Source organism: Quadrisphaera granulorum (genome assembly GCF_003149145.1).
Taxonomy (GTDB): domain Bacteria; phylum Actinomycetota; class Actinomycetes; order Actinomycetales; family Quadrisphaeraceae; genus Quadrisphaera; species Quadrisphaera granulorum.
Map to the genome: position 1 here is coordinate 44,526 of NZ_QGDQ01000004.1, position 26,391 is coordinate 70,916.

Annotated in this window: 22 protein-coding genes; 6 read left to right on the top strand and 16 right to left on the bottom strand. The window is 73.7% G+C overall.

The genetic code is table 11. The features are described 5' to 3' along the window. Positions 1 to 28 precede the first annotated feature (28 nt). Positions 29 to 1,102, top strand: a complete 1,074-nt coding sequence (locus BXY45_RS04895) for a glycosyltransferase family 4 protein (RefSeq protein WP_109773207.1) — start codon at positions 29 to 31, stop codon at positions 1,100 to 1,102. On the opposite strand, the gene BXY45_RS04900 is transcribed toward BXY45_RS04895, so the two are convergent. Both BXY45_RS04900 and BXY45_RS04905 read right to left on the bottom strand, forming a co-directional pair. After that, positions 1,060 to 2,349 (bottom strand): hypothetical protein, encoded by a 1,290-nt coding sequence (locus BXY45_RS04900; RefSeq protein ID WP_109773208.1) that lies wholly within the window; start codon positions 2,347 to 2,349, stop codon positions 1,060 to 1,062. The two genes, BXY45_RS04895 and BXY45_RS04900, sit on opposite strands and share 43 nt — an antisense overlap. Continuing rightward, positions 2,346 to 3,176 carry a hypothetical protein gene (locus tag BXY45_RS04905; RefSeq protein WP_146211079.1) on the bottom strand — a complete coding sequence of 277 codons (831 nt, stop codon included), beginning with the start codon at positions 3,174 to 3,176 and terminating at the stop codon, positions 2,346 to 2,348. Before BXY45_RS04905 ends, BXY45_RS04900 begins: the two co-directional genes overlap by 4 nt. 200 nt (positions 3,177 to 3,376) lie before the next feature. On the opposite strand from BXY45_RS04905, the gene BXY45_RS04910 reads away from it, so the two are divergent. Beyond that, complete coding sequence (locus tag BXY45_RS04910) at positions 3,377 to 4,798, top strand: lipopolysaccharide biosynthesis protein (RefSeq protein ID WP_109773210.1); 1,422 nt, start codon at positions 3,377 to 3,379, stop codon at positions 4,796 to 4,798. A 4-nt stretch (positions 4,799 to 4,802) separates the two neighbouring features. Here the strand turns inward: BXY45_RS04910 and BXY45_RS04915 are convergent, their stop codons facing one another. Genes BXY45_RS04915 through BXY45_RS04925 form a run of 3 tightly spaced genes read right to left on the bottom strand, consistent with a single transcriptional unit; the run spans position 4,803 to position 8,769 of the window. Beyond that, positions 4,803 to 6,155, bottom strand: coding sequence for a tyrosine-protein kinase domain-containing protein (locus tag BXY45_RS04915; RefSeq protein ID WP_109773211.1), 1,353 nt, complete (start codon positions 6,153 to 6,155; stop codon positions 4,803 to 4,805). Then, a complete protein-coding gene (locus BXY45_RS04920) occupies positions 6,155 to 7,351 on the bottom strand; it encodes a glycosyltransferase (protein ID WP_170131317.1) in 1,197 nt (398 codons plus the stop codon). The genes BXY45_RS04915 and BXY45_RS04920 overlap by 1 nt, the downstream gene beginning before the upstream one ends. A gap of 17 nt (positions 7,352 to 7,368) precedes the next feature. Further along, the gene (locus BXY45_RS04925; RefSeq protein WP_109773213.1) at positions 7,369 to 8,769 is read right to left on the bottom strand and encodes a hypothetical protein; all 1,401 of its coding nucleotides are present in this window, start codon (positions 8,767 to 8,769) and stop codon (positions 7,369 to 7,371) included. A 219-nt stretch (positions 8,770 to 8,988) separates the two neighbouring features. Between BXY45_RS04925 and BXY45_RS04930 the strand changes: the two genes are divergently transcribed. After that, complete coding sequence (locus tag BXY45_RS04930) at positions 8,989 to 11,055, top strand: DUF7402 domain-containing protein (protein ID WP_146211080.1); 2,067 nt, start codon at positions 8,989 to 8,991, stop codon at positions 11,053 to 11,055. A 23-nt stretch (positions 11,056 to 11,078) separates the two neighbouring features. Here the strand turns inward: BXY45_RS04930 and BXY45_RS04935 are convergent, their stop codons facing one another. The 3 genes from BXY45_RS04935 to BXY45_RS04945 form a co-directional block, all read right to left on the bottom strand. Next, positions 11,079 to 12,071, bottom strand: coding sequence for a glycosyltransferase family 2 protein (locus BXY45_RS04935; protein ID WP_109773215.1), 993 nt, complete (start codon positions 12,069 to 12,071; stop codon positions 11,079 to 11,081). Between the two features lie 123 nt (positions 12,072 to 12,194). After that, on the bottom strand, positions 12,195 to 13,172 hold the full coding sequence (locus tag BXY45_RS04940) for a glycosyltransferase family 2 protein (protein WP_109773216.1): 978 nt from the start codon (positions 13,170 to 13,172) through the stop codon (positions 12,195 to 12,197). A 2-nt stretch (positions 13,173 to 13,174) separates the two neighbouring features. Further along, the gene (locus BXY45_RS04945; RefSeq protein WP_109773217.1) at positions 13,175 to 14,092 is read right to left on the bottom strand and encodes a glycosyltransferase family 2 protein; all 918 of its coding nucleotides are present in this window, start codon (positions 14,090 to 14,092) and stop codon (positions 13,175 to 13,177) included. Positions 14,093 to 14,215: 123 nt separating this feature from the next. On the opposite strand from BXY45_RS04945, the gene BXY45_RS04950 reads away from it, so the two are divergent. Both BXY45_RS04950 and BXY45_RS04955 read left to right on the top strand, forming a co-directional pair. After that, positions 14,216 to 15,259 carry an acyltransferase family protein gene (locus tag BXY45_RS04950; RefSeq protein ID WP_109773218.1) on the top strand — a complete coding sequence of 348 codons (1,044 nt, stop codon included), beginning with the start codon at positions 14,216 to 14,218 and terminating at the stop codon, positions 15,257 to 15,259. Between the two features lie 52 nt (positions 15,260 to 15,311). After that, entirely contained in the window at positions 15,312 to 16,334 is a 1,023-nt protein-coding gene (locus BXY45_RS04955) for an endonuclease/exonuclease/phosphatase family protein (RefSeq protein ID WP_146211081.1), read from the top strand. 37 nt (positions 16,335 to 16,371) lie between these two features. On the opposite strand, the gene BXY45_RS04960 is transcribed toward BXY45_RS04955, so the two are convergent. Then, a complete protein-coding gene (locus BXY45_RS04960) occupies positions 16,372 to 16,980 on the bottom strand; it encodes a helix-turn-helix transcriptional regulator (protein ID WP_109773220.1) in 609 nt (202 codons plus the stop codon). Positions 16,981 to 17,157: 177 nt separating this feature from the next. Here BXY45_RS04960 and BXY45_RS04965 point away from each other — a divergent pair, with 177 nt between their 5' ends. Then, positions 17,158 to 17,643 (top strand): helix-turn-helix domain-containing protein, encoded by a 486-nt coding sequence (locus BXY45_RS04965; protein ID WP_211319238.1) that lies wholly within the window; start codon positions 17,158 to 17,160, stop codon positions 17,641 to 17,643. Here the strand turns inward: BXY45_RS04965 and BXY45_RS04970 are convergent. From BXY45_RS04970 to BXY45_RS05000, 7 genes are all read right to left on the bottom strand, one after another. Next, on the bottom strand, positions 17,640 to 18,344 hold the full coding sequence (locus BXY45_RS04970) for a helix-turn-helix transcriptional regulator (protein ID WP_146211082.1): 705 nt from the start codon (positions 18,342 to 18,344) through the stop codon (positions 17,640 to 17,642). The genes BXY45_RS04965 and BXY45_RS04970 overlap by 4 nt on opposite strands. 105 nt (positions 18,345 to 18,449) lie before the next feature. Beyond that, positions 18,450 to 20,015 carry a hypothetical protein gene (locus tag BXY45_RS04975; protein ID WP_146211083.1) on the bottom strand — a complete coding sequence of 522 codons (1,566 nt, stop codon included), beginning with the start codon at positions 20,013 to 20,015 and terminating at the stop codon, positions 18,450 to 18,452. A gap of 73 nt (positions 20,016 to 20,088) precedes the next feature. Continuing rightward, a complete protein-coding gene (locus BXY45_RS04980) occupies positions 20,089 to 21,114 on the bottom strand; it encodes a lytic transglycosylase domain-containing protein (RefSeq protein WP_109773224.1) in 1,026 nt (341 codons plus the stop codon). A 15-nt stretch (positions 21,115 to 21,129) separates the two neighbouring features. Continuing rightward, positions 21,130 to 22,707: a hypothetical protein gene (locus BXY45_RS04985; RefSeq protein ID WP_146211084.1), complete on the bottom strand. Its 1,578-nt coding sequence runs from the start codon at positions 22,705 to 22,707 to the stop codon at positions 21,130 to 21,132. 145 nt (positions 22,708 to 22,852) lie between these two features. Next, complete coding sequence (locus BXY45_RS04990; RefSeq protein ID WP_109773226.1) at positions 22,853 to 24,448, bottom strand: alginate O-acetyltransferase AlgX-related protein; 1,596 nt, start codon at positions 24,446 to 24,448, stop codon at positions 22,853 to 22,855. Beyond that, positions 24,432 to 25,979, bottom strand: a complete 1,548-nt coding sequence (locus BXY45_RS04995; protein ID WP_109773227.1) for a hypothetical protein — start codon at positions 25,977 to 25,979, stop codon at positions 24,432 to 24,434. Before BXY45_RS04995 ends, BXY45_RS04990 begins: the two co-directional genes overlap by 17 nt. Continuing rightward, on the bottom strand, positions 25,976 to 26,362 hold the full coding sequence (locus tag BXY45_RS05000; RefSeq protein WP_109773228.1) for a hypothetical protein: 387 nt from the start codon (positions 26,360 to 26,362) through the stop codon (positions 25,976 to 25,978). Before BXY45_RS05000 ends, BXY45_RS04995 begins: the two co-directional genes overlap by 4 nt. Positions 26,363 to 26,391: the final 29 nt, after the last annotated feature.

Below are 26,391 nucleotides of genomic sequence, written 5' to 3' on the forward strand. Positions count from 1 at the left end.
CCTGCACCCAACCCAGACAGGAACCGCCATGAGGATCATGCACCTGCTCAAGCACGCGGTTCGGGGAAATGGGCACGTGCACGTCGCCGTCGACCTGGCGTGCGCGCAGGCCGACGCGGGGCACCAGGTGTGGTTCGCCAGTGCGCGCGGCTCCTACGACGAGCTGCTGCGCAAGCACGGCGTGCATGTCACCGACCTCCCCGAGCCCACGGGCAAGAAGGAGATCGTCCGCAACGCCAAGGCGATGCTGTCGCTCGCCGCCCGCACGCGGCCGGACATCATGCACGCACACATGATGAGCTCGGCGCTGGTGGCCTTCCCGGTGTCCAAGGTGATCGGCGCGACGCTGGTGACCACCGTGCACAACAGCTTCGACGGGCACTCGAAGCTCATGCGCCTGGGCAGGATGGTCATCGCGGTGAGCGAGGCCGAGCGCCAGCAGCTCATCCAGCGGGGGTTCAAGCCCGACCGGGTCGTGACCGTGCTCAACGGCGCGGATGCCTCCCCTCGTGAGGAGCTGCCGCGGGACGACATCGGCGATCTCCGCCGACCCGCCGTCCTGTCCCTGTCAGGGCTGCACGCCCGCAAGGCCGTCGACGACATCATCAGCGCGTTCGCCCTGGTCCACCCTGAGCACCCCGAGTGGCACCTCAACATCGTGGGGTGGGGTCCGGACCGCGAGAAGCTCGAGGCACAGGCGCGTGAGCTGGGCTTGGCCGAGTCCGTGCACTTCCTGGGCACGACGCTGACGCCGCGCTACCTGCTCGACCAGGCGGACATCTTCGCGTCCGCGTCCCTGGCCGACCCGTGCCCGCTGACCACCACCGAGGCGCGCGGCTCCGGCTGCGCGCTCATCGGTACCACGGTCGGCGGCGTGCCCGAGGTGCTCGAGCACGGCAAGGCCGGCCAGCTGGTGCCCCCGCGCGATCCGGCGGCGCTGGCTCAGGCGATGCGTCGCCTCATGGCCGACCCCGCCGAGCTGGCGGCGTGGCGAGAACGCTCGCGTACGGGCGCGGAGCACTTCACGGTCGCGCGGGTGGCTCGCGACCACGAGGACGTCTACCGCTTGGCGATGGGTGCGCGGCGGCGAACCGCCCGGTAACCGTTGCGCAGGCCGTACAGCGCCTCCACGGCCAGCAGCACCGGCAGCCGCAGCGGGGTGGCCGACCTGGCCACCTCGCCCTCGCGCCACATGCCGTCGCTGCGAAGCACCTCGAGGAGCCCCCGCTGCTCGGGCTGGGTCCAGGTCTCCTCGCGGCCGAAACCGTGGGACCGCGCCTCCACCGACATCGCCCAACCGTGGTCGGGCGTGGGCAGGACGACGGCGCGGTGCAACTGCCCCCAGGCACGGTCGGCGTCGAGCACCACCTTCTCGGCGGGTGCGGGCGGCAGGGCGTCGAGGTAGGCGAGCACCCCGGCGAACGGGGTGCCCGGTGCCGGCACCACGAGGTCCTCCCAGCCGTCCACCTCGGTATCGGCCACGACGCGGCCGTCGGCGCGGCGCTCGAAGCGGCTCGTGCTGCGCAGCGGCGGCTCGAACAGCCACTCCACGAAGTGCCAGTAGCGCAGCAGCACGCTGCGCCGCTGCAGCAGTGAATAGTCGTGGGCGGTGACCGAGAGCCCGTAGGTGCGGTGGTCGGCGGCGGTGCCGGGGCGGAAGGAGCGCGCGATGAGCGCGCAGCTCGTCTGCTCCCGCAGCCCGGCCTCCGCGAGTAGGTCGCGCGTGGTGCCGTAGAGGCCGGTGTCGACGAGCAGCGCGTGCTGGCGCCCGTCGAGCTGCTGGCGCAGGTGCTCCACGAAGAGATCCGCCTGCTCCTCCAGCGCCTCAGTCACGAGCGCGCCGTCGGGCGAACGCAGCAGTGCGGCGAGGCCGTCCGGCGTGAACGGCTGGGATAGCGGCGCGGCCGCACCGGCAGGCAGCTGCTCCGGCCCGACGCCGCTGAGGGCCTTCACGGCCGCCCCCAGGTCGAGGACGGCGAACTCCTTGGCCAGCGCAGCGGCGGCCGAGGGCAGCAGGTGGTCCAGGCCCTCGCGCGGGGTGCGGACCAGCACGGGGCGCACCGCCGCGAGCCGGGAGACCATCAGGGGGCGCAGGGACACGGCGGTCGGTAGCCCCGAGGAGGCAAGGAAGCGCTCGTGGGCCAGCTGCATCCGCAGCCCGCCGCGGGCGCAGAAGAGCATGGCCGTGTCCTCGGGACGCTCCAGCTGGGTGCCGAGCGTCCACAGCCGCAGACAGAACTCGGCGACCACCGGGCCCAGCACGTCACGCCCGAAGGACTCCGGCGTCACCTCGGCGGACCGGGGCGCCCCGCCCAGCTCGCGCGTGGCGCTCGTCGTCGTCGTGCTCATCGAGCCCTCCTCAGGGCGGAGGGCAGCGCCGCGGCGCCGCCGAGGATCTTGGCCGCGCGGAACGCGCCCTCGCGCGGTAGGTGCACCGCCGTCCAACCGGCCTCGCGTGACCTCTGCACGTCGGCGCTCGGGTGGTCACCGACGTGCACGGCGCGGGCCGGGTCGACACTCTCGCGCTGCGCGACCAGCGGGTACAGCCCGCCGCGGTGCTTGGTGGCGCCCTCGTCGGCGCTGGAGTACACCCTGTCGATCGGGAGCTCACGCGAGCCGAGGCCACCGGAGGATCCCCCGGTCCGGTCGGCGCCGGTGACAGTAGCGAGCAGCCAGCGGACGTCGTCCTCGCTGTAGTAGGTGTCCGAGACCGCCACGACGCGCACGCCGGCGGCACGCACGCGGCGGAAGACCGCCAGCAGCGGGCGGTTGGGCCGCAGGTGCTCGGCATCGACGGCGAGCTCGGCGTCGTGCAGGGTCTTCGCCGCGCCGTCTCCCAGCCCGAGGGAGGCGGCCACCGCGGCGCACATCATCGTCAGCGACGCCTCGCCGTCCGGCCGCTCCATCGACACGGCCCGGTACCCCGACGCGTGCGCCTCCCAGCGCAGCCGCGCCAAGGCGCCCGGGTCGACCCCCAGCTCGGGGGCGGCGCGGCGCGCCGCCGCCGCCAGACGCTGGGCCTCGGTGGTGTGGTCTCGCAGCAGCACGGTGTCGAAGACGTCCGTGGTGAGCAGCTGCACGTCGCCGCGCAGCACCTCGCGCTCCAGCTGCGCGAGCCGCTCGCGCTGGTGCAGCGCCCGGCCGACCCGGCTCCTGATCCCGTCCACCCTGCTCACGAGCGGCGAGCCTGGCACAGACCGGACAGGTCGGGCAGCCCCCGGTCAGGTGGTCGGAGCACAAGCGGTCCCGTGGGGATGAGGCGGTGACACGCTGGTCACACAGGGTTCAGCACCCCGTCACCCGCCTGGCCGGGCCAGCTGAGAGGTTCCTGAAGAGCGACGCTCGCCGTCCCTTACAGCACCTACCCTCCACATTTGTGACGAACGCCGCGGGAGAGACCACGAACCCTCCGGAAGGAGGCCACCCCCGCGGCGGCGCGAAGATCGACGCGGAGCCCTCGCAGCCGGCTCCGCCCGCCGCGAACCTGCGGCGCGCCGTGGGGTTCATGACCGTCTCGAGCTTCCTCGTGCCGCTGGCCGGGCTGCTCACGCAGCCGCTGTTCGCGCGTGCCCTCGGTGTCGACGGCCGCGGTGAGCTGCAGGCGGCGCTCGCGCCGGCGGCGCTGGCCACCGCGGTGGCTACCCTCGGCCTGCCCGACGCACTGACGTACTTCACCGCGCGCAACCCGCGCATCACGCGGGTGGCACTGGCGTGGGCCGGCACGCTGTCGCTGCTCGTCGGCGTCGTGTGCCTGGCCGTGGTGTGGGGGCTGCTGCCGTGGTTGAGCAAGGGTGACGCCCAGCTGGGCGAGTACATCCTGGTCGGGATGGTCCTGGCGATCCCGCTGCTCGCGGTCGGTGCCCTGCGGGGCGCTGCCATGGGGCACCAGCTGTGGCGCCGGGTGGCGCTGGAGTCGTTCGTCAACATCACCCTGCGGGTCGGCAGCCTGGTCGTGCTGTTCGTCATGGGCCACCTGACGCCGCTGGCCGCCGTCGTCGTCACCTCCGTGACGCCGCTCCTGGCGGGCCTGGTCTACCTGCCGCTGCTGCGCAGCTCGGCGCATCACCCGGAGGCCACCGAGGAGCAACCGAACGGCGTGCTCAGACCGCTGCTGTCCTTTGGGGCGCGGGTGTGGTTCGGATCGGTGGCCAGCATGCTGCTCTCCCGCGTGAGCCAGGTGCTCATGGTGCCGCTGAGCAGCACCTACGACCTCGGCCTCTACGCCGTGGCGTCCACCATCTCCGACCTGCCACTGCTCGTGGCGCTCGCTGTCGCCGGTGCGCTCATGGGCGTCAACGCCCGCTCCAACGACCCGGTGCAGGTGGCCACCACCACACGCCTGGGCGTGCTGCTGGGCGCGGTGGGCTGCGGGGGCCTGGCGGTGACCCTGCCGTTCTGGATCGTGCCGCTGTTCACCGAACAGTTCGCCGCCGCGCTCATACCGACGTTGATGCTCATCGCGTCAGCGCTCATCTGCGTGCCGGGCCTCATGACCGGCGCGAGCCTGTCGGCGTTCGGGCGGCCTGGTCTGCGCAGCACCGGCCTGGTGGTGACCGTGGTGGTGAACGTCACCGCGTTCGTGACGCTGGTACCGCTGCTGGGCGTCTACGGCGCCTGCTGGACGTCGATCATCAGCAACGTGGTGCTCACCAGCTGGAACGTCATCGCCGCGTCGAAGGTCATGGGGCTTCCCCCGACGATGTTCCTCGTACCGCGCGGCAGCGACGTGTCCCTCGCCTGGACCGAGGGCCTGCGCCTGGTGAACCGGGTGCTGCCCGGCCGCCGCGCGGCCGCCTGAGCGGCTACTCCCCGAGCTGGGGCAGCGGCTGGGCGACCTGCACCGGCTTCGTCCGGCCCAGGTCGATACTGCGCACCCGGTCCAGCGCGAGGCTGGCGTTCTCGACGCCGACGCCGGCCAGGAGCTCGAGGGCGTAGAGGAGGTCGGCTCGGGTGGTGGCGCCGGACTCGACCACGAGGAGGGTGCTGTGCGAGAGCGCTGCCACCACTGACGACTCCGACCGCTCGACCAGCGGCGGGCAGGTCAGGAGCACGTAGTCGAACCTGTCGACGAGGCTGTCGATGAGCTGGCGCATCGACTGCGTGCTCAGCATCTGCGCGGACGACTCCTTGACGTGCCCTGCGCCGATCGTCCACACACCCTCGGAGGCACCGGGAGCGAGGACCTCGTCGAGAGTGGCGCTGCCGCCGAGGACGTCTGCCACACCCGGGGCATTGGCGCCGGTGTCCTGCGGGCGACGCCGGCGCGTCTGCACGGGCCGCAGGTCGGTGTCGACGACGACGACGTTCAGCCCGATCTCTCCCAGCACGCCCGACAGCTGCCGGGCCACCCCGGCAGTGTCGGAGGCGCTGGTGACGCCGGCGATGGCGATGGCTCCGCCCACCTGGGCGCTGAACTGGAGATTGGCGCGCAGGTGGCGGAAGGACTCCAGCCGCAGGTCCGTCGCGGCGCCGGGCCGTCCGCCGCGACCGAGGCGACTGCCGGGCGCAGGCAGGGAGGTGGTGGTGGCCAACCGGGTACCGCGCGGGAGGTCGGCGAGACTGCGGATACGCGTGTCGAGCGCCTGCGCCACCACCAGCGCGCCGACGCCCAGGGCGAGACCGACGACGGCGCCGATGAGCAGGTTGTTCTTCGGCCGTGGGGTGTCGGGGGTGGCCGCGGCCACGGCCGGGGTCACCACGTCGAGCCGCAGCGGTGAGGAGCCACCGCCGTCGATGGTGCGGGCCTGGTCGATGAGGGCGTCGGCCACCGCGTTGGCGCGGTCCGCCGCCAGCGTGCCGGAGTCTCCCGAGCCCACGACGTTGAGGATCGCCGTGCCGGTGATGGCGTTGGCCGAGGCATTGCTGCGCAGCGTCTCGACGTCCTGCCCCAGCGCCGCGGCGGCGTTCTGCAGCACCGCGGTGGAGGTGGCGAGCTGGGCGTAGGTGCCGGTCCGCTCGGTGGCGAAGGCGTTGCCCGCCGCGAGGCCGGTGGCGGTGCCGTCGTTGGTGGTGGTGACCACCACCTGGGCGGTGGCGCCGTAGACCGGCGTCATGAAGGCGGTGGCGAGGTTGGCGAGCCCCAGCCCGACCAGCGTGGTGGCCACGATGATCAGCCAGCCCCGCCTGAGCATGCGCAGGTAGTCGGACAGCGTCATCAGCGAACTCCTCGGGTGGGCAGGACGGCGAGTCGCCGGCGCGCGGGCTGTCGATGCGCGAGTGCTTCGCGCAGGACGCTGAGGTGCGACGCTGTCACCTCGGAGCGGGAGAACCCGGCGGCGACGGCGCGGCGTGCGCTCACGGCCTCCGGGCGGGCCAGGTCCGGCGCGCGGCCGGCCAGGCGGACGAGCGCGGCGGCGAGGGAGGCCGGGTCTTCCGGGGCGGCCAGCTCGCCGATCTCGGGGCTCGTGATGATGTCGGCGGGGCCGAACTCGCAGTCGGTGGCCACGAGCGGCAGTCCCAGGTCGAGAGCCTCCACGAGGGCCACGCCGAACCCTTCCCAGCGGGAGGCGAGCACGAAGGCATCAGCGGCCACGAGGTGGCGCACCGGGTCGGTGGCGTAGCCCTCGAACGTCACGACGTCGTCGAGGCCCAGTTCGGTGCATCGCCGCCGCAGCTCGGGCTCGGTGTCTCCGCTGCCGACCAGGGAAAGGTGGACGGGCGGCAGGTCGGGGCGGGCCAGCGCGAGCGCTTCGAGCAGGAGGTCCTGCCCCTTCTGATAGGACAGGCGCGCCACGCAGACGAGCCGCAGGACGCCGTCGTCCGTCGTCCCCGTCCCCGACGTCCCGCTGCCGGTGGCCTGCAGCCCTCCGAAGCCGCGGACCGGGTTCGGGACGTAGCGCACGGGACGCCCGCACCCGACGAGCGTCTCGGCGGCCCGCGCCAGCGACGGCGAGACGGCGAGGACCGTGGCGGCGCGGGGCCCCACGAGGTGCCGGTAGAGCCAGTAGGCCACCTTGGTGCGGCGGGTGCCGTCACCCTCTTCCACGCGGGGATTACCGTGCAGGTGCGTGACGAACGCCGGGTTGCCCAGGCCCCGCGTGGCCAGCCACACGGTGACGGCGGCCTCCACCTGGGGCACCACGAGAACGTCGGGGCGGATCCGGGCGACGGCGGCTCGCACCGCCCGCGGCAAGGTGCGGAGCCGGTCGGCGCCGAGCACGTGCTGGGTGTACGGGGTGTCGCGCAGCACGGGCTCGTCAAAGGCGTTGGAGAAGATCACGTGCACGTCGAGCTCGTCACCGTGCTCGCCGGCCAAGCCCGACGCCACCTCGTGCACCACACGCTCGATGCCTGCGAAGTGCTCGGACGGAGAGACGAAGTACGCCACCGTCACCTGGTCGCCGCGGGCCATGCGCGGGAGAGTAGTCATCAAAGCCCTGCCTGCGGTCGTGGTGAGAGCCGCACGGGCGCCTCCACACGAGCCGGTTCGGCTGGTCGGCGTAGTGACGCATCACGAGCCACCCGTGGCAGGGTGCGAGCCCGCTGGCTGCGCTGGAGCGCTGCGTGGGCGAGCACCCCCAGCGACATCCACATGACGCCGCTGGTGTCGGCGAGGTCCGGTCCGGCGATCACCTTGGCCACCAGGAGCGCCAGCAGAGTCCATACGACGGGGCGGTACCGCTTGTTGGGCCACGCCTCACGGATGACGATCCACAGGGTGGCCACGAGCAGCAAGGCGCCCACCACACCGACGGTGCTGAGCAGCGACGCCGCGAACGACGAAGCCCGGTTGGCCCCCAGGCCCACCCCGAAGCCGTACGTGTTCCACACCAGCTCGTAGGAGTAGGAATCGGCTCCGGATCGCTCCTCGTAGGAGGAAGAGTCGACCTTGTCGCTGACGATGAGGCCGAGGAAGTTGGACAGCGCCGGCAGCACCCACAGCGAGGCGATGGCCGCCAGGCACAGCACGGTGGCGGTGACCTGGCTCAGCGGCCCGCGCCGCAGGACGAACTGGACCGCGGCGATCGCGACAGCCAGACCGGCCACCACGACACCCGCCACGAAGAACGTGGCTGACGTGGCGATGAGACCTAGGTAGAGCGCCATGGCGAAGCAGAAGACCAGGCCCGTGCGGTGCCACCCGCGCACGGACCTCACGCGCGAGGCGGTGTACGCCATCGTCATGAGCGAGGAGGCGGCCAGCCCCGAGGGCTCGGACATGATCCCGCGGACGCGCGGCTGACCGCCGGGCAGCGTCTCCTGGAAGGTGAAGGCCGGGGAGTTGTCGAAGAAGCCCCGGGGGAACGGCGCCCCGAGGGTTCCGAGGTAGGCCCAGAACGAGAAGACCGTGCACAGGCAGACCGCGATACCCACCACCTCGGGCCCGGTGTACCGCGAACGGGCCAGGTAGACCACCACGCACACCGACAGGGCGAGGTAGCCGATCTGCGCGATGTTCGACTTGGTGAGCAGGCCCGCGGACAGCTGTGCGTCGGCGCCACTGGGCAGCAGCACCGGCAGGCCGTTGAAGAACAGCGGCGCCAGCAGGGTGACCATGAGCGCGACCGGCACGAGCAGCACGAGCGGCTGCACGCCGGGAATGGGCGGGAGCTCGCGCTCGGGCTCCTGGGCGCGACGGAGGAAGCGCAGCATCACGCCCACGGCCGCCCCCACGGCCACGGCGTAGAAGGTGGGGACAGCGATGGCACCGGCCACGGCCGCCGCGCCCACGGGCGTGGCACCCCCCAGGGCCAGCGCGCGCCCGTAGCCGCGGCGTCCCATCACGCCGTAGACGATGACCGCGACGGTCACCAGGGTCAGGGTGGTCATGCGGGCCCCTTCCAGCCGCTGGCCAGCGGACTGTCGGACTTCACGCCCGCGCTCGCGGGCGACCCGGAACACCCGCCGCGTGGGATAGTAGGGCGCCCTCAGCGCCCACGGACGTGCGTCGGCTGCAGCCAGGCTGCTGCCACCCGTCCAGCCCGTGGAGGAACCACCATTCGCCGCACCGCGATCACCGCCCTCGCCGCCGCCCTCGTGGTCGGCGTCGTGGCCACCGGCGTGTGGTGGTGGCAGCGCCCGGCAGGCCCGCTGGAGGTGACGGCGTCCGCGTCGGCCGGTGGCACGGATCCTGCGGCCCTGCTGAAGGGCGACGTCGACGGCGGCGCTCCGGCGGACGGCCGCGCTGCCGCGTGGCGCAGCGAGGCTCCGGGCGTGGGCCAGTGGGTCCAGCTCACGTACGCACGGCCCCAGGAGTTCGACAGGGTGCGGATGGCTCCGGCCACGGCGGACGAGGCGCTGCGGGCGGCGCTCGTGGTGTTCGACTCGGGCGCCTCGCTGCTGGTCCACGCCGGTACGGACGGCGTCGTCGACGTGTCCTTCCCGGCCCGCAGCGCGACGACGGTGCGGGTGGTGGTGGCCGAGGCCGCCTCCGACGACGGCGCCGTGGCCCTCGCTGGCCTGCGCCTCGACGACAGTGCCGACTCCGCGCCCAAGCCCCTGGGCCCGGGTGACCGGGTGCAGGTCACGACGTCGAGCGGGGACGGCGGCGCGGCCCTCACCGACGGTGATCCCGCAAAGGGCGACGCCGGCGCCGCGTGGACCGCGGGCCCGGACGACAGCAATCCGTCCGTGACGCTCGCCTGGGGTGCTCCGCGCGTGGTCACGGGCCTGCAGGTCATGGGACCGGCCACGGCAGTGCCCGACCCGAAGCAGCCCGCCGCGGCGCAGCTGTCAGGTGTGCTGCGCTTCGATGACGGCAGCAGCGTGGTGGTCTCCGGCATCGAGGGCGGGTCCGACCAGCCGACCACCGTCGCGTTCTCGCCTCGCGTGGCCAGCCGCGCGGTGCTGGAGCTGCAGCGCGTGGCGTCCGGCGCCCCGCTGGGCCTGCGGGAGGTGTCGCTGCAGGGCGAGGGCACGACGCCGCCGGTGTGGCCCAGCTCCGGGCCGACGCACACCGTGGAGCCCACGGCCACCACCTGCGCCGTCGACGGCCAGGGCGCCGCCACGGGCGCTCCGACGCCGGACGCCGACCACCCGGTGGTGCTGCTGTGCCCGACGGTGGGGTCAGCGATCTCCGGGCGGGCACGCATCGTCGTCGGCGCCGCGACGGGTACCACCGTGAGCGCCTCGGCGGCCACAGCCGGCTCCGGCGGGCGCCAGGGCCCGGTGACGCAGCTGGCGACGGCGGTAGCCGACGCTCAGGGGCGAGCGGTGCTGGAGTTCGCCACCGATGAGCTGCCGTCCGGGCCGATCGGCGTACAGGTCGATGCGTCGGGCGCCTTCGGCGCGCGGAACCCGCTACGGGTGCCGCTGGTCAACCTCGGCGGGCGCGAGCTCACGGCACCGTCCGATGCCCCCCGCGGCATGACCCTGCAGTGGAGCGACGACTTCGACACCCCGCTGTCGGCCACGATCGACGGCGACGGCGCCGTGTACGCGGCTCGCAAGCCGACGATCAAGGGCGGGGAGACCTTCGGCGACGCGGGCTTCGGAGACCCGGGCGACCCGGCATCCCCCCTGGCGACCCTCGACCCGGCGGCGGTGCAGGGCGGATACCTGCGGATGCGCGCGGACGACGGCTCCGGCGGGGGCGAGCGGTACGCATCGCTGCTCTCCTCGCTGCGCGTGGGTGCCGGCGGCTTCGCGGCCCAGTACGGCTACTTCGAGGCGCGGATGCTCGGGGGACCGGGTCTGGGCTCGTGGCCGGCCTTCTGGGCGCTGAACACCCAGAGCGCCACGGCCGACAGCGACGAGGCCGGAGAAGCCGACGCGGTGGAGCTGTACGGGCACAACACCACGGGCAGCTGCCACAGCACGCACGACTACTCCCCCGACCCAGCCCAGCGAGACGCGGGCACCTTCACGTGCCTCGACAACAACGGCTTCCCCGACTGGTCGCTGACGTGGCACACCTACGGCATGCGGATCACGCCCGACACCGTGACCTACTTCATCGACGGCACGCAGGTCGCGGAGCAGCCCAAGCTGGGGCGCTCGCAGGAGCCGTACTTCTTCTTGCTCGACCAGGCGCTGGGCGGCGGCTGGCCGGTCGACCTGTCCCCCACGTCGGGCCTCACCGACACCTACGTCGACTGGGTGCGCATCTACACGTGAGCGTCAGCTGTCGCCCCCAGGACTCAACGGCCGTAGCGCATCCGCAGTAGCGGCGGCAGCAGCGGGCGGGGCGCCAGCTGCATCAGCAGCGACCAGGCGGCAATCGACAGCCGCTTGCCGAGGGGCTCCGGTCCGGGCCAGCCCGGCGAGCGCAGCACGTCGGCCAGTCGTCGCATCGCGGAGTCACCCGGGAGCCCCGGCAGCCGGGGGGCGAGCCGGGCGGCCGCGCAGCGGAACTGCAGCAGCTCACGGCTGCGGAACAGGGGCGCCTCGGCGACGGGCCCGCTCCATGGCCCCAGACCAGCGGCGCGCTGCGCGTACGTCCACCGCACCCGCGCCCGTTGCACCTCGCGGGAGAAGCGGGTGGGGTCGGTGAGCAGGGCGCTGTCCTGACCGGGGTGCTGGCGGTACCCGACGCACACTCCGGGCAGCGAGACCACGTCTCCCAGGAGCGGCGCGGCGGCCAGGCACACCGAGTCGAGGAAGTCACCCGCGTCCGGCCCTGCGGGCAAGATGCGCTCCAGGTACCAGCGGGCGTAGGCGTTGCCCGATCCGGGTGGGGTGGGGTAGGCGGAGGTCTGGAGCACCCAGCGGCGCACCTGCTCGGGTGTGGGCGGGGCCGGCGCATAGCTGGGGAAGGGCTCCCCGAGTGGGCGGCCGGCGGGGTCGACGCGCTGCATCTGCAGCTGGACCTTGCTGGTCCGCGGACCCATGGCCTCAGCGATGCGGCGGGCCGCCTCGGGCGGGAGCACGTCGTCGGCGTCCAGGAAGATCACGACGTCGCCGGTGGACTTGAGGAAACCCGCGTTCGCGGCCTCGCGCTGCTGGCCGTGCTCGAGGTGCAGGGCCGTCACGCGGCCCGAGTAGCGGGAGACGACGTCCCGGGAGTCGTCGGTCGAGCCGTTGTCGACGACGACGACCTCCACGTCCGGCCACTCCAGCGCCAAGGCGCTGTCGATGGCCTCCGCGAGGAAGTGCGCGTAGTTGTAGTTGGCGATGACCACGCTGAGCCGCACAGAGCACACCCAAGCAAGGTCGTGTTCCGCCGATGACCGGGGCAGGGCTGAACGGGCAGCTGATCGGGTGTCGATGTCCCCGGACAGGGGACAGCGTTCCGTGCGGAGTGCCCCGCGCGCCGTTCAGCGCGAATAGCGCAGGCGCAACAGCCGCGGCACGGCGGTAGAGGGTGCCAGCAGCACCGCGAGGGTCCACCCGGCGATCAGCAGGCGAACTTTCACCGGCTCCGGGCCGGGCCAGGTGGGCGAGCGGAACGCGTCGAGGACACGCCGGGAGGTGCCGTCACCCGGGAGCGGGCTGGGCGCGGAAGCGACCCGTGAGGCGGCTGCGCGGAACTGCAGCAGCTCGCGGCTGCGGAACAGCGGAGTGTCATCGAGGGCGGCACCGCTCGCCGCGAGCGCGAAGCGCCAGCGCGCCCGGGCGCGGCCCACCTCGCGGGCGAAGCGGGAGAGGTCACCCAGCAGGGAGGAGTCCTGGGCGGAGTGCTGGCGATACCCGACCAGCACGCCGGGCAGCGACACCACGTCACCGAGCAGCGGGGCCGCGGCCAGGCAGGCGGAGTCCGCTGCGGCGCCCACCTCGGGACCGACGGGGAAGATCCGCTCGAGGAACCAGCGGGCGTACGCGTTGCCCGAGCCTGGCGGGGTGGGGTAGGCGGTCGTCGTCGTCGCCCAGTGGCGCACCTGCGCGGGCGTCGGCGGCGGCGCGAAATCAGGGAAGGGCTCCCCCACGGGCTGACCGTCCTCGGTGATGCGCTGCATCTGCAGCTGCACCTTGGAGGTCCTGGGCGTCATGACGGCGTCGACGCGGCGGGCGACCGCGGGTGGGAGCACGTCGTCGGCGTCGAGGAAGACCACCACGTCACCGCTGCTTGCGGCGAAGCCGTGGTTGCACGCGGCGCGCTGGCCGCCGTTCTCGGTGAAGATCGCCGTGACGGTGGAGCCGTAACCCTTGATGACCTCGACGGAGTCGTCCGTGGAGCCATCGTCGACGACGACGACCTCCACGTCCGGCCAGTCGATCGCCAGGGCGCTGTCGATCGCCGCAGACAGGAAGCGCGCGTAGTTGTAGTTGGCGATGACCACGCTGAGGCGGTGCACGCTCACCTCTCGGCGGGGATCTCGAGTGCCCTCTCCGGGGTAAACCGGCCACGTGCCACGTCTCCGAAGGCGCGGAGGTTGCCGACCAGGCGCCGGCGCCGCCAGGAGCGCTCGGGATGGGCGATGGAGAAGACGGCGTTCTTGACCACGCGTCGGCCCATCTCGTCGGCTAGGAGCCACAGCGGGAACGACCCGACGTGGTGGAGGTAGGCAGGGTTCATGACCTGGAAGTACCCGAGGCGCTCGTGCGCGGTGCGTCCACCGGAGCGGACGCCTCGGTGGACGATGACGCAGTCGTCGACCTTGGCGAGCACACCGTGACGCATCATGCGGCGGGCGTAGTCGTGGTCTTCGAGCCAGCCGTACAGGGGCAGGCGATCATCGAATCGCTCCCCCGCAGCGCGGGTCACCGCGAAGTTGCAGCCGTACAGGGTGCGGCTGCGCCGCCACGCCTTCGTGAGGGGCTCGCGGGAGGACGCCTCGAGGGCCCTCGATGCCTCCTCCAGGGAGATCTCCTGCTGAGACGTCCCCACAGCTCCGTCGAGCAGCACCCGCCCGGTCAGGGCGACCACCTCCGGGTGGGTCTTGAAGAAGTTCATCGCGCGCTCGATGAAGTCGGGGCGGACCACGGCGTCGTCGTCGAAGAAGAAGACGTGCGTGGCATCGGGCACCGCATCCATCCCGGCGTTGCGCTGCGACGTCAGGCCGCGCGCGTGCACGAGCAGCACGCCCTCGGGCAGCGGCTCGTCGGGGAGGCTCTTGGCGTCCGGCACCGACACCACGGTGGTCAGGTCGGTGTAGGTCTGGCGCCTGAGATCGGCCAGCACCTCGGCCAGGAGGGCGGGACGCCCCGCGCTGGCTAGGACGACGGCGACCCGCGGGGCCGACGTCGGAGTGCTGGAGACGCTGGAGGTCGTCACGGAGGCTCTCCCGTCGGCGGCTGCGCGGCGCTTGGACTGTAGCGGCCCGAGGCCACCTGCGGAGCAGGGGAATCTGACCCGCGGGTCAGCCGCAGCGGGCACCGACGTGGCACGGTCCGGCGCATGGTCGTGCAGAAAACCCGTCTGACATGGGCTGACGTGGCGCGGGGCGCCGCCATGGTGCTCGTCGTGTTCGCGCACGCGCTCCAGCTCATGGACGCCTACGGATGGCGCACCGGCGCCCTCGACACGGTGAACCTTTACCTGACCGTGCTCCGGATGCCGCTGTTCTTCCTCGTCTCGGGGATCTTCGCCGCCACCGCCATCCAGCGGACGTGGCGCGGGCTGTTCGCCTCTCGCCTGGCCCTGCTCATCTACCTGTACCTGCTCTGGAGCGTGGTGCGGGCGCTGTGGTTCTCCGTGGTGCCCTGGCCCCTGAACGAGACCCCGCCGTGGGTGGCGCTGCTCATCGCGCCGGTGTGGCCCACCGCGGGCCTGTGGTTCCTCTACGCCCTCGTGCTCTACCTGCTGCTCGCCAAGGCGACAGCGACGTGGCCCACCTGGGCGCCGCTCGCGCTCACCGGTGCCCTGTCCGTCGCGGCTGCATACGACGTCGTGCCCACGGGGGGCAACGGCGTGTGGCGCTCGGTGGCCATGTACGCCTTCTTCTTCCTCCTGGGGGCGCGGCTGTCGCAGGTGTGGACGTCACTAGCCGCCCGCGCGACGCTGATGAAGGCTGTGGGCGCGGCCCTCGTGGTGCCCCTGAGCGTGGTCGCGTTCACGCTGCTGCCCGTTCCGTTGCGGGGCATCGGGCGCACGAGCCTGTCCCTGCTGTGCGTGATCGCCTGCCTGATCGTCGCCGCTGTCGTCGCCCGATGGACTCCTCTGGCCCGGCCCCTGCGGTACGTGGGTGAGCGCACCATCGCCGTGTACGTCGTGCACCCGCTGCTGCTGGCCGCGCTCGTGCCGGCGTTGCCCGTCGGGTCCACACCGGCTGTGGTCGCCGTCGTCGTCCTCACCGCCGTCGCGGTCGTGGTCCCCCTGCTGCTGCGGCGAGTGCTCGTCAGGGCCAGCGGGTTCTTCGACCTGCCTGCTCCTCTCGTCCGCCGGCTCGCGCCGTACGCGGAGCGGGCGCCTCGCCCGAGATCTCCCCTGCCCGCCGACTGACTCGCCCGCGTGATCCCTGGTCCCCACAAGCCGGGATGGCACGATCACGCGGATGCGAGCACCGCGGCAAGCCTCCGCCCCCCTCGGGGCCCTCGTGCTCGCCGCGGCGATCGTCCTCGGTGCGCTCGTGCTGTCTCTCGCGCCGCTGGTCGGCTGGGAGCGTCAGCAGGTCATCGCCCCGGCGCTGCCTGCCCGGAGCGCCCTCACCGCGGCAGCCTCCGTCGCCCTGGTGCTCGCGCTCGTCGCGCTCGCCGTGCGGCGTACCCGGGCGGCGGCCCTGCCGCTGGTGGTGGCGCTCGCACTGGCCGTGGGCCTCCACGCGCCCGTGCTGGTCTCCCACGGCCTGAGCACCGACCCGGTGGCGGCCCCCGGCCCCGGTCAGCTGCGGGTGCTGTCCTGGAACACCAACGGCGCCCTGGTCACGCCCGACGTCATCGCACGCCTCGCGGCCGACCAGGACGCTGACGTCGTCGTGCTCCCCCAGCGGGCGCTGAAGGATCCGAAGGACCGGTACCGGACAGCCTTCGCCGACGCCGGGCACCCCATGGAGCGAGCGAGCACTCCCGGCTACCGCATCCAGACCGCCGTCTGGCTCACCCCCGACCTGGCCCCGCTGTACCGCTACCGCTCCGGACCCGACCCCTGGAAGTCCGTTGCCCTCCTGCCCGCCGACCCCGACGCGCAGGTCGACGGAGCCCCGCTTCCGACCATCGTCGCCCTGCATGCACCCTGGCCCGTCGGCCCGACCCTCAGCGGCTGGAAGCGCGACATCGCCTGGGTGACCGAGCTGTGCTCGACCGAGGTTCCCGTGGTGGTGGCCGGCGACTTCAACGCCAGCATCGACGTCTTCGGCGGGCCGTCGCTCGGCCGCTGCGTCGACGCCGCGCACCAGCGCGACGGCGCGGCTGTCGGATCCTGGCCGACGTGGGCGCCACCGGTGCTGTCGATGCCCATCGACCACGTGCTCTCCACGCCGGAGGCAGGACGCGTGGTGAGCTTCTCCGTCCTCAGGAGCGAGGACGACTCCGGCACCCGGCACCGGCCCGTGATGGCCGTGGTGCAGCGGGGCCGCTGACCGTTGGCTCAGCACGCATGCGAGAGCAGCACGCCGGTCAGAGCAGGTCGAGGCGGCGCGCCAGGGCCGCCAGCTCCAACCGCGTGCCGGTGGGGACCCCGGCCGGGCGGGCCTTCTCCCGTAGCCGCTTGAGGTAGGTCTTGACGGTCTCCACCCCCACGTCCATGCGGCGGGCCACCGACTTGGCGGCCATCCCCGTGGCGTAGAGGCGCAGCACCTCCAGCTCGCGGGGCGTGAAGAGGGCGCGTAGGCGTTCCAGCTCCTCCAACCGCACCGCGAGGCTGCTGGCGACGGTCCGCTGACCCGCGGTGGCACGGCGGACCACCTCCACGAGCTCGGCCACCGTGCCCGTCGAGAGCGCGACGCCGCGCGCGCCGGCAGCCAGGGCCGCTGCTGCGCGGGCGGGGTGGTCGGCGTCGTCGACGACGACGACGACGGCCCGTCCCCGCTGCACGGCGGCCTCCACGAGCTCCAGCGCCTGGGGCACCGCCCCGACCACGAGCACGCCGGCGGCCTCGGGAACGCCGGCCAGCGCGGTCTGCAGGCCGAGCGCTACGAGGGGCCTGGCATCGAGCACGGTGGCGAGGGCGGACGAGCGCCCGTCGACGGGTACGGGCAGGCGCGTGTCATCACGCGGGTGGGGCACGGGTCGGGTCCTCCTCGCCGCGCTGGTGTCTCCGCGCGGACACCCTGTCCCCACATCTGGGGCGCTGACGGCGCTCACGTTGCGTGGCCAGGGCTCTGACCTGGAACGTAAACATCCCAACAATTGATGTGCTCGCCAGAGGCACCACTCGGAATCAACTGATCAATGGAGGCCCGCGTGGTCGGACGCCCGGAGCGTGAGCTCCTCGACGACGGCTCCGCACTGGTGGCCCTTGCCCTGGCTCTGCGCGAGCTGCGGCGCACCGCCGGGAGCCCCAGCTACCGCGAGATGGGGCAGCGCGTCCACCGGTCCCCCACCACGCTGTCGGAAGCCGCCGGCGGCGAGCGGCAGCCGACGTGGGACACCGTCCACGCCTATGTCACGGCGTGCGGGGGCTCCCCTGACGACTGGCGGGAGCGGTGGGAGGCCGCCGCACGGCGCGCAGCGCCTGCTCCGGCCGCCACAGTGTCGCCTCCCGCACCTGCTCCGGAGCCCGCGTCGGCGCCCGTGGACGACCGCGGCGCGGCAATTGCGGAGCGGCGCCCCAGGGCCCCGCGCTGGTGGTGGGTGCTGGTGGTGGTCGCCGCCGCGTTCCTGGGGCTCGGCCTCGGCGTGGGTCTCGCCCTCGGCGGGGCGCTGGCCAGGTCGGGGCGCGCCCGCTAGGGCGCCCCGCGATCCAGGAGGTCGAGGCGGCGCGCGAGGGCCTCCAGCTCCAGCCGGGTCTCGGTGGGGACGCCCGCGGCGCGGGCCTTTTCCCGGAGCCTCTTGACGTAGGTCTTCACCGTCTCGAGGCCCACGTCCATCCGCCGCGCCACCGACTTGGCCGGCATGCCCGTGGCGTACCACCGCAGCGCCTCCAGCTCCCGAGCACTGAAGCAGGCGCGCAGCTCCCGCAGCTCCCGCACCCGCTCGGCGGTCGAGGCAGCGACGGTCAGACGGCCGCGTGTGGCGCCTAGCACCACGCGGACCAGCTCGGGCACGCCTTCGCTGGTCAGAGCCACCCCGCGAGCGCCGGCCTCGACGGCGGCGACGGCAGCGCCCGGCCCGTCGGCGTCGTCGAGGACCACCACCACGGTGAGACCGCGCTCGGCCGCGACGCGGACCGCCTCAAGGGCCCCCGACACGTGACCCACCACCACGACGCCGGCTGCCTCGGGCACGCTCGCGAGGCTGACCTGCAGGCCGAGGGCCACGACGGGGCGGGCGTCGAGGACCGTGGCGAGCACGGGCGGCGGCACTGGCGAGGCGCCGACCACGGCCCGTGGTGATGGCAGTGGTGATGATGGTGATGCTGTGCGCTCCTCGAGCGCGATAGCTCCCTCGGCCCGTCGTTGCAGCACGGACGTGTCGTCGATGCCCTCCACGAAGCCCCCCTCAGCGCAGTGGTGGTCGACTGATCCGCAGAGAGTCGCACCGGCGCGGCCCGCGGGCCAGCCCGGGCGGCTCCGCCGGCGTGGGAGTGAGGCAGGTCACTCGACGGCAGCCCGCAGGAGTGCCGTGGCGGTCCGGGTGAACGCCAGCTCGCCGTCGCGGGCGCCGTCGTCGCCGGTGGCCACCGTGCGGGACAGCTCGCCCTGGAAGATCGCCAGGCTGGTGCGGGCGTACGTCTCACGTGAGACACCGGTGCGGAACCTCCACCCGGCGGCCTCGATGACGGCCTCACCGTGCGCGAGCGCTGCCGCGTCGGCGACGGCGAAGTGCTCGGCAAGGACATCGACGATGCCCGAGCGGGTCGCCATCGTCGTGAGCAGCAGACGCATCCGGAAGCGCGCGGTGACGTCGGGATGGCTCCATCCCTCCCGGATCTCCCTCGTCACCCGCGCGATCCGCTCCTGCACGGTCTCCGAGCGCGGCGGGTCGAGCTCCACCGGCACCAGGTCGGACCGTGCCACGCACCAGCGGACCAGGTCGTCGATGTAGTGCTCGTGCAGGGCCCACCGGTCCCGCATCTGCGCGGCGGTCGCGCGATGGCCGGCGGCGCGGGCCTCGGCGACCACCCGCGCCGTGGAGATCGAGGCGAAGAAACGCGGCTCGGTGGCGGACTCTGCCAGCCCGAACTCCTCGGCGAGCACTGCCAGGCCGCCGCGGAGCAGCTGGAGGGTGATGCCGTCGTCCACGAGGCGGCGCTGGGCGGCCGCGGTGGTGCGCGTGCCAGTCTCGGGGTCCATGAGGTGCGGCAGCACCTCAGCGAGCGAGGTCCGCGGAGGGATGGCCGCCACGGGATTGCCGTGCTCAGGCACGGCGTCGACAGGCACAGCGTCGGCGAACGGGCCGGAGAGGGGTTCGGTCCACGCCCGCACGAGCGCGGTGAACCCGAACGCGAAGTCGCCGGAGGCGGTCGCGCGGGCCGCCTCGTTGCTTTCGAAGGACATGAACCGCAAGAGGACGCCCTCGCTGAGGCTGTGGACGCCGCGTGCCAGCTGATCGGTGGAGACGTCATCGCGCAGGCGCAGCCCGAGTCGCCGCAGGGTCGGCAGGAGCAGCGCCAGCCAGGCGGCGTCGTAGAAGGCCACGTTGAACCGGCGCAGCTCGCGCAGCCACGGCCGGGAGGCGGCCAGCGCCGAGGCGAGCAGCTCCACCCGGGAGGTCACGGGGATCCGCGCCGGGTAGAGGTTCATGACGCCGAGACGCTCCCCGATCTGCTCCAGGGTCGTCCCCGGGGGGAGGCGCGCCGCGAACAGCGGCGCGCTGGAGACCATGTCGCCGTTGTGGTGCTCCGCCCACAGGGCGTACCGGATGAGATCTTCGGCGTAGTGGTCCTGGCGGGGCCACCGGTCGCGCAGGTGGGCGGCCGTGACCCGCAGCGGACCGATGCGCGTCGCGGCGGCGGTGACGCGCGCCGCGGAGAGCGCGCCGAAGAACACCGGAGGTGTCGCCGAGGGGGCCGCCGTCGGCGGCTGGGGTTCGAGCTCGGCGAGCAGCAGGCGCATGCCCGCGTCGAGGAAGGCCGCGGTCATGGGGTGGTGGACGAGGCGCTCGCGCGCCGCGGGGGTCCGCCGCGTGGACGACCCCGGATGTCTCAGGCGTCGCGGCATCCTTTCATCGTGTGCAGGGGTGATCAGCCCGGCGTAGTCCTCATTCGGTGGTCATCGCAGGGGGTCTTTCGGCCTATCGACGGCTGTCGAAGGTCACCCGGACGACTCCCGCAGCGCCCTCAGCCGGAGGCGGCCCGCCCTCGGGGAGCCACTGCGCCGTCGTCGTCGTCCAGGTCCGCCCCTGCCAGCTGACCTCTCGCACACCCAACCCGGCATGCCCTTCCACCAGCGCGTTCGCCACCGCCCAGCCCAGCTGGACCTGCGACGCGTCGGGGGGCTCGCCGTCCGCGGTGACGGCGATCTCGCACGTGTGACCACCGCCGTGCGCGCACGCCGAGACCGGCGTACGAGTGCCGAACGTGGCGTCTGCCCAACGGCGGGCGAACTCCGCGTTGGGCGCCACGCCATCTGCGCCGATCGGCCACGCGGGCAGCGGCTCGGAGGGCACCGAGCCCGCCACGACGAGACCCGGTGTGGTGGGCACGGTGAAGCGGGAGACCATCGCGGTGATCGATTCGACGTAGCCGTGGGTCTCGCCGCGGGAGAACGAGGGCGGGGGCACCCCGCGGTAGCGCTGCACCGCGCCCGGCCCGGCGTTGTACGCGGCGAGCATGAGGGAGATCGGGTCTCCCTCGTACCCGCGGCCGGTGACCTGCTCGAGCAGGTAGCAGTCGTAGGAGGCAGCGGAGGCGAGGGAGTCTGCCGGGTCGAAGATGTCCGCGCCGCCCCCGTTGGCGTCCACCGCGTGCTCGGCCCACGTGCCGGGCATGAACTGCCCCAGACCTCGGGCTCCGGCGTGGCTCACCGCGTCGGGCCGCCACCCCGACTCCTGCGTGATCTGCGCCGCGAGCACGGGCGCGGGCAGCTGCGGGCACAGCGTGAGGGCGTAGTCGAAGGCCTCCCGGTAGCGGTCCGGCACCGCGCCGTCGGAGACCGCCACGGACGACGACGTCGGCGCGGTCCACCGCTCGCCCTGGCGGCCCGCCGTCACCGCGACCACGACGACGGTCGCGACGAGCACCACGGCCACCACCGCCACGGCGCCCAGGACAGCAGCGACGGCGCCCGCGAACCACCACAGCGCCCGACGGCTCAGCACCTCACGCCCAGCACGTCAGGTCAGGCGCTGGGCGGTGTCGGTGAGGCGCCGCTCGGCGCCGTGCAGCACGTGCTGCACCGCACGGGCCGGCTCTCCGGGCACCTTCCACAATGCCTGGTGGGCGCCGAGCCGCTGCAGCGCGGACACCTCGACGTCGGAGAACCCGAGCTGCTCACCGAGAACACGGGCGTTGACGGGCTCCTGCCGGAAGGAGACGACGACGTCGGCGTCGTGCACGAACGCCCGCCCCGGCCCCTGCGCCCCCAGCACGTCGGTGAGGTGCTGGGTGGCCCCGAGGAACTCCACGCCGAGCGTGCGGGCCTTCTTCACCACCTCCTGCACCACCGCGCCGAGCTCGGGCACCCGGACGGCGTTCCACAGCTCGTCGACCACCACCACGCCCCACCCCCGACCGGCCGCCGTCCACGCGCTGAGGACGAGGGCGGAGGAGGCCGCCATGAGGACGGGGACGACGTCGGGGTGGGAGCCCTGCACGCCGGAGAGGTCCCAGACCACGACGTCGGCGTCGAGGTCGAGCTCGGGCGACGTCGGGCCGTCGACGAAGCCGGCGAGGTCTCCGCGGACGAGCCTGTCGAGGAGGAGGCCGAGGTCGCGGCCCCACGCGTGCAGGTCGCCCTCGGTGATCGTGGCCGACCGCCCCGCCACGGCCGTCCCCTCGAACGGCTGGGCAGGGTCAGCGGGGGCGCTGAGCAGCAGCGCCCGCAGGTCGACGACGGTCGGCTGGCCGCCCTCGGGTGGCTGCCCCGACTGCAGCCGCTCGAGCTGGACCCGCAGCGCGAACCCCTCCTGCGGGGTGAGGCGTCGCCCGGCGAGGAACTGCAGCACCGATCTCACGAGGCCCTCGCGCCCGGCGGGGTCGCCGCCGTGCAGGCGCTCGTCGAGGAGGTTGAGGCGCAGTGGACCTCCGGGGGTGAACCGGTGCACCGCGCCACCGGCCTCACGTCCGAAGGCGCAGAACTCCCCCTCGGTGACGGCTGGGGTTCCCGGAGCGGCGGGGACGGTCACGGCGCGCGTGTCGTAGACCCAGGCGCGGAACCCGTGCTCGGCGACCGCGCGCACGAGGTAGCTCTTGAGCAGCGCGCTCTTTCCCGCGAACTTCGAGCCCATGACTAGCGTCGACGAGCCCGACCTGCCCTGGTCGAACCACGCCCGTCCGCTGTGCCGGACCGGCTCGCCCGTGACGGCGTCGTGCCCGACGGGCACACCCCGCGGGGAGTCCCACGCCCGAGCATGGGCGTACGGGAACAGCGGTTTGAGGGCGTAGAGGTCGCTGCGGATCGGCGGCACCGCGTCGCGGGAGTACCCGACGAGCCCGCCGACGCGCCGGCTCCGTGGGTGCTCTTCGGCCGCCGGCCGCAGCGAGGCACCTCCCTCCGCCGACGTGGTGGGCAGCGGGGCGCGGGGTGGCACGCCGTCGGCGGGTTCGCGACGCCGGAAGGCCGCGGCCGCCAGCGCGCTGGCCAGGCTGTCCCAGGCGGCGTCGAGTGCCCGCGCGGCTCTCGTCACGGAGCCCGGACGACGACGGGCGTGTCGCGCGACCTCGCCGCGCGCGGGCGGCGCGTTCGTCGCCACCGCCGTCGCCGCCGTTCCCGCCGTCCCCCGCAGCAGCTCCTCCCAGGTCGGTTCGGGGGGAGCTGTGGTCTGTTGGCCCCTTGGGCGTGACGGGGCGGTCACTCCCAAGGGGCCAACGCGGCACAGCTCCCCATCAGCGGCCACGTCAGAGGACACGGGCGAGCCCCCGACCGAGCAGCGTGCCGGCGACCACCGCCTGGTCCTGCCGCAGCGCCGCGACGGGCGCCACGTGCACGCCGCAGGCGCGGGCGGCCGCGACGAGGGCGTCGCCGTCGTCGTCGAGGTCCTCCAGGGACGCGGCGTTGAGCACGAAGAACGCCGCGCCGTAGCCGCCGTGCCAGCCGCCGCCGGCGGCGGAGACGTTGAGGCGGCGCTCGTCGGCGGGGCGGTCGAGGGTGGCGTGCAGGTGGGCGGTGGACTCACGGACCTGACGGCGCAGCTCCTCGCCCTGGTCGTGGCGGCGGGCCTCGGCGAGGGTGGAGACCCGGTCGCGCAGGTCGACGACGACGGCGACGACGTGCTCCAGCGTCCGCCCGCGCACAGCGCCGCCGAGGGTGTGCAGCGGCAGAAGGTCGAGGGAGGACTTGGCCTCGTCGGTGAAGCCGACCACCTCATAGCCCCGCAGGAAGCTGTCGCCGTGGCGGCCGTGGACGCCGACGTGGGTGGGCCGCACGTCCAGGGAGGGGACGAAGCGGGAGGGGTCGGTGGGCGTGGGGTCCCACAGCGGGACGGACCTGTCGAGCAGCCCGCGGTTGACCGCTGCCAGCTGCTGGGCGTCGAGGGGGCGCCGGACGGTGACGGATGCGGCCTCCAGCAGCGGCACCGCGGCGCGCAGGCGCCCGGCGACCACGCGGGCCGCCACCAGGTGCGGGTCGGACTCCCCGCGGGTGCGGGCGGAGCGGACGGCGGCGCGCAGCTGCGGGGAGGACGTGGCCCACAGGGTGAGGAAGTGCTCGTAGCGGGGGCGGGAGGCGGCGTCCTCGCGGGCGGCACCGGCGACCGCGCGGAAAGTCTCGGGGACCGGACGGGGCGCTGTTGGAGACGTGGCCTCGGCTGGGCTCGGGCCGCGGGGGGCCGCGCTGGCGGCGGCGTCGCTGTAGGAGCACACCGAGTACATCGCGACCCTGTCGAAGGAGTCCGCGAGCTGCCCCAGCGCCCGGGCGAGCTCGCCGCGGAGCCTGTCGTGGCGCAGGACGTCGGGCAGGCCACCCCACGCGGCGTCGACCTGCACCGTCACGCCGTAGTGGCCGCCGTCCTGGAGGTAGACGCAGACACGCGTGCCCGTGTCGCGGGCCTCGTCGTCGCCGTCGCCGTCGAAGGGGACGTCGCGCCACGTGATCGACCCGAAGGCCGCGGGCAACCGTCCGGGGGCGTGCCGACCCGCTTCGAAGCCGGCGAAGCCGCTGGCGGAGGCGTAGCGCAACTCGCCCGCACGCGCCAGGCCGCTCCAGCGGGTGACGTCGAGCAGGCGGAGGTAGAGGGGTCGCACACCGAACGGCCCGGCGAACAGCGCCACGCCCGCCACCGCGAGCAGCAGGCCGGTGAGCATCAGCTCGGGGCTGCGGGCCAGCACGCCCAACGGCACGCTGACCACGAAGACCCCGGCGAAGAACCACGGCAGCAACGCCTCCGGGGCTGTCCGGCCGCGGGCGAACGCACCGTAGGTGACGGTGCGCTCGCCGATGACGTGCTCGTCCGCTGCTCGCCGGTCGAGTGTTCGCTGATCAGGTGCCCCGGTCACGGTTGCTCCTCCCCCTCGTCGTCCGCTGTGCCGTGGTCCTGCCGCGGGCGGGTGTGGCGGCGGCGGAGCCCGCGCCGCCGAGGCGGCGGCCGCGGCGCTCACGGGCGCGGTCTCCGTGGGTCCGGTCCGGCGGAGTGCGCTCTGGCGGGGTGCGCCCGTCGGGATCCGCACCGGCGTCGTTGCCGCCGGGCGCACGCCCCACCCAGTAGAGGGGGTTGACGGGCGTGCGGCGCGCGGCGCGCTCCTCCCGGCCGCGCTCGCGGGCGTCGCGGCGCTGGTCCCAACGGTCTCCCACGAGGGCACCGAGGCGGGTGCCGTCCAGGCGGGAGGCGCGCTCGCGACGCTCGGCACGGGAGGGGCGCAGCCGCAGCAGCCCACCACTGCGGCGGCGACGCGAGCGGGCCCCGGCGTACGCGGCGCTGCCGGCCGCGGTGCCGAACAGCAGCGACAGCAGCGAGCCGCCGATGAGCGCGAAGAGCACCACCCCGATGAGGTAGAGCAGTGTGACGAAGCCGCCGCCGAGGGTGGAGAAGTCCAGGAAGGACACCCCGATGACGAGCAGGTCCACGAACTGCAGCGGGAAGAGCAGCGTCCCGGCGAGCACGCGGACGTACGAGCGCAGCGCCTGACCGCCGTCGCCGGCGATGGCGGGCAGCAACCCGAACTGCCCGAAGACGGGGACGGCGTACACGGCGATCTGCCGCATGACGAACGCGAAGAGCACCACGAGCAGCAGCGGGAAGAGGAACGCCGCCAGGAGCAGCGCGGCGAGCAGGGCGCCCGGGGACTCACCGAGCAGCAGACCCGCGGACAGCTGCGCCGACAGCTCGGTGACGCGCGCCGCGAAGACCCCCGCGAAGGCACCGGTCACGGCGAGCACGCCCGCGTCGACGAGGAGCACGAAGAACGGCACCGAGAACGCCGCGGGCAGCCCGACCGTGAGCAGCGCGAACGAGCGCCCCGCCGACTTCACGCCCTCGACGGCCCCCTCGACCACCATCGAGACGAGCCACTGCACGAGCGCGACCACGAGCGCGACCACGCTGAGCAGCGCCCAGTGCCACAGGTAGACCTGCCAGTAGTTCCCGCGCAGCGGGTTGAACGCGGCGTAGGTGGTCACCGCGGTGACCGTGTCGGTGAACAGCCAGCTCACGGACTCGGTGAGGGTGGTCGCCAGGCAGTCGTCGGCGGCAGAGGGCGAGGTGAGCCAGCCGAGCAGCCCGCTGGGGCAGGCGCTCGCCGTCGTCGTCGAGCCCTCGGGAGCGGATGGTGCCGGGGCGGGTGTTGACGGGGCGGGTGTTGACGGGGCGGGCACCGGGATGGAGTCACCGGGGTTCGCGGGCAGCTGCTGCCCGGCCGAGGGGCTCGGCTGCGGCAGTGCTGGGGCGGGCAGCGACGAGGCGGCCAGGGCCGCGCCCGTGGGCACCACGACGAGCAGGACCGCGAGGAGCAGCGACGACAGCCCGCTCGCGGCGCTACTCCGGCTGGTCGGGCTGGCAGTCCTGGCAGGGCTGCTGGGGCCGGCGCTCATGAGAGCAGGTCGAACCAGCCGAGGGTGAAGGTCGAGAAGGTGCCGACGATGAGGATGACGAGCGCGCAGCCGACGGCCGAGAGCAGGTGCCCGGTGGCGCGGCCGCCCTTGCGCAGGCTGCCGACCGCCGCGACGAGCGAGACCGCGAGTCCGAGGACGGCGGCCACGAGCACGAGGAACAGGACGACGCCGAGCAGCCGGCCGGCGGGCCCGGCGAAGCCGCTGAACGGGCCGGGCGTCGGGGAGGCCTCGGAGAGCATCCGCTGGAGGAACTCCCGGGTGCCGCCGTAGTCGGTGTCGTCCGTCGGTGAAGACCCCGGGCTGGGGCTGGGCGAGGGCGTCGCCGCCGTCATCACCCAACCCATGAGTCCCATGAGTCCCATTTGTACCACCCATGGGAGGGACACGCCCT